The 2718-nt window shown below is 65.4% G+C and carries 2 protein-coding genes, 2 pseudogenes and 1 other annotated feature; of the genes and pseudogenes, 3 read left to right on the top strand and 1 reads right to left on the bottom strand.

What is annotated here, in order from left to right:
• The 3 genes and pseudogenes from AC1D12_RS30330 to AC1D12_RS30340 form a co-directional block, all read left to right on the top strand.
• A pseudogene (locus tag AC1D12_RS30330) lies at positions 1 to 1043 on the top strand (IS3 family transposase); the annotation flags it as partial.
• Positions 126 to 242: a sequence feature (AL1L pseudoknot), on the top strand. It overlaps the preceding pseudogene by 117 nt.
• A gap of 153 nt (positions 1044 to 1196) precedes the next feature.
• Positions 1197 to 1460: pseudogene (locus AC1D12_RS30335) on the top strand (GNAT family N-acetyltransferase); the annotation flags it as partial.
• Between the two features lie 4 nt (positions 1461 to 1464).
• Positions 1465 to 1977 (top strand): GNAT family N-acetyltransferase, encoded by a 513-nt coding sequence (locus tag AC1D12_RS30340; RefSeq protein WP_477844951.1) that lies wholly within the window; start codon positions 1465 to 1467, stop codon positions 1975 to 1977.
• Positions 1978 to 2123: 146 nt separating this feature from the next.
• Here the strand turns inward: AC1D12_RS30340 and AC1D12_RS30345 are convergent.
• Positions 2124 to 2718: SIS domain-containing protein (locus AC1D12_RS30345; protein WP_477844952.1), on the bottom strand; the 595-nt coding region annotated here is incomplete at its 5' end.

Consider the following 2718-nt stretch of genomic DNA (forward strand, 5'->3'; position numbering starts at 1 on the left):
AGGCAGGCCGAGCGCGACGAGGGGCTGCGCCCCGGGCCGACGACGAGCGAGCAGCAGCGCATCAAGGAGCTCGAACGCGAGGTGCGCGAGCTGCGCCAGACCAACGAGATCCTGAAGCTGGCGAGCGCGTTTTTCGCGAAGGCGGAGCTCGACCGCCATCACAAGAAGTGAGGGCGTTCATCGACGCGCAGCGCGAGCACTTCGGGGTCGAGCCGATCTGCAGGGCCTTGCAGGTTGCCCCGTCGGGTTACTGGCGCCACGCGGCGCGCTTGCGCAACCCGGCGCTCGTGCCACAGCGAGCCAGGCGCGATGCCGTGCTGGTCGATCAGGTCCAGCGAGTGCACCGCGCCAACCTGCAGGTCTATGGCGCTCGCAAGGTCTGGCGGCAATTGCACCGCGAGGGCGTGGCGGTGGCGCGCTGCACGGTCGAGCGGCTGATGCGGCTCAARGGCCTGCAGGGTGCGCGACGGGGCAAGGCGGTACGCACCACCACGCCGGACGCGAAGGCGCCGTGCCCSCTGGACAGGGTGAACCGGCAGTTCCACGCCGAGCGGCCGAACCAGCTGTGGGTCAGCGACTTCACCTACGTCTCGACCTGGCAGGGCATGGTCTACGTGGCCTTCGTGATCGACGTCTACGCGCGCTTCATCGTRGGCTGGCGGGTSAGCAGCTCCATGCGAACCGACTTCGTGCTCGACGCGCTGGARCAGGCGCTGTACGCACGCAAGCCCGAGCGCGACGGGGCGCTGATCCACCACTCCGATCGCGGCTCGCAGTACGTCAGCATCCGCTACTCCGAGCGGCTGGCCCAGGCTGGCATCGAGCCGTCGGTCGGCTCCAAGGGCGACAGCTACGACAACGCGCTGGCCGAGACGATCAACGGGTTGTACAAGACCGAGCTGATCCATCGGCGTGCGCCCTGGAAGTCCAAGGAAGCCGTCGAGCTGGCCACGCTCGAATGGGTCTCGTGGTTCAACCACCACCGGCTGCTCGAGCCCATCGGCTACATCCCGCCAGTCGAAGCCGAGGCAAACTACCATCGCAACTCGCCACTCGTCAGGCCATCACGGCCTGACTCACACCAACCGGCCTCCACGAAAGCCGGGGCGATTCACCCATCCGCTTCGTGCTTCTTCAGCAGGGGCGCGAAGCAATCGTTGCCACCGTCGGCTTTCACGTTTGGCACAGCAGAGGTCACATACGACGTTGCACCTGACCATTGGGGACAAGGTATCGCAACGGCAGCATGCCGGAACGCCGCTCTTTGGGCTTTCGAAGTCAAGGGGTGGCACAGAGTCCAAGCCACTACTGTCTTGCCAAACGTTCGATCTCAACGCGTTTTGGAACGGTGCGGCTTCCAGCGGGAAGGCCTCGTACGGAATTTCAGGCTTGTACGAGGCGCACCTACCGACTACTGGCTGTATGCGGCCATTCCCGGTGAGGTGCAACGTGCGTCCTGAGAACGTGCATGCCCGCCAAGCCAGCGCTGCCGATGCCGAACGCATCGGCGACATGTTGGCAGTCGCGTACGAACCGGTTATGCAACGCATGCCGAGCAGTGACGCTGCCAGCTTTGCAGGGAATCTGCCTGGAGCGGTGGCACGGTACGCGAGTCGTGGCGTTTGGCTGCTCGCCGAACAGCGAGCTGAGCTTGTCGGTGCTGTGGCGTTCTTCGCGCCGGGCAGCACGACCCACCCTCTGTACCAAGGCAACGTCGCCCACATTCAGCTACTGGGCGTCGTTCCCCGCTGGGCGCGCAAGGGAGTCGCGCAGGCCCTCATGGCAGAGTGCCTGTCGATGACCAGGACCTCGGGGGCATCGGAACTCCTTCTTCAAACGAGCGAGCTCATGCCCGAGGCTCGGCGCTTGTATGAGCGTCTAGGCTTCATTCTTCGCAATGAACTTCCGCCGGTGTGGGGGGCACCAACCTACTTGTTTGCAAAGAGTGATGTCCAGGCCCTTCATGTCGAACGTTGAGCGACCACTTGTGAGCGCCGCGACTGCTTCCTCGATCGTCGGCCGGCGTTGCGCGTCGCGGCGCTGTTCAGACCGTCGTTCAGGACTTTATTGCCCTGTTCACGACTATATTTGTTCAGAATACACGGGCCGCGAAGCTCGAGGGCTCACTCCACCGTCACGCTCTTCGCCAGGTTCCGCGGCTTGTCCACATCCGTCCCCCGCGCACACGCCGTGTGATACGCCAGCAACTGCAGCGGCACCACGTGCAGGATCGGTGACAGCGCCCCGTAGTGCTCCGGCATCCGGATCACATGCAGCCCTTCGCTGCTCTCGATCCGCGTATCCGCATCGGCAAACACGAACAGCTCGCCGCCGCGTGCCCGCACTTCCTGCAGGTTGCTCTTCAGCTTCTCCAGCAGCGCGTCGTTCGGCGCGACGGTCACCACCGGCATCTCGGCCGTCACCAGCGCCAGCGGCCCGTGCTTCAGTTCGCCGGCCGGGTAGGCCTCGGCGTGGATGTAGCTGATCTCCTTCAGCTTCAGCGCGCCTTCGAGCGCGATCGGGTAGTGCAGGCCGCGCCCGAGGAACAGCGCGTTCTCCTTGCGCGCGAACTCCTCGCTCCACGCGATCACCTGCGGCTCCAGCGCCAGCACCGCCTGCACCGCCACCGGCAGGTGGCGCAGCGCCTTCAGGTGCTCCTGCTCCTGCGCATCGCTCAGGTGCCCGCGCACCTGCGCCAGTGCCAGCGTCAGCAGGAAC

This window comes from Rhizobacter sp. P1_G5 (assembly GCF_056405435.1).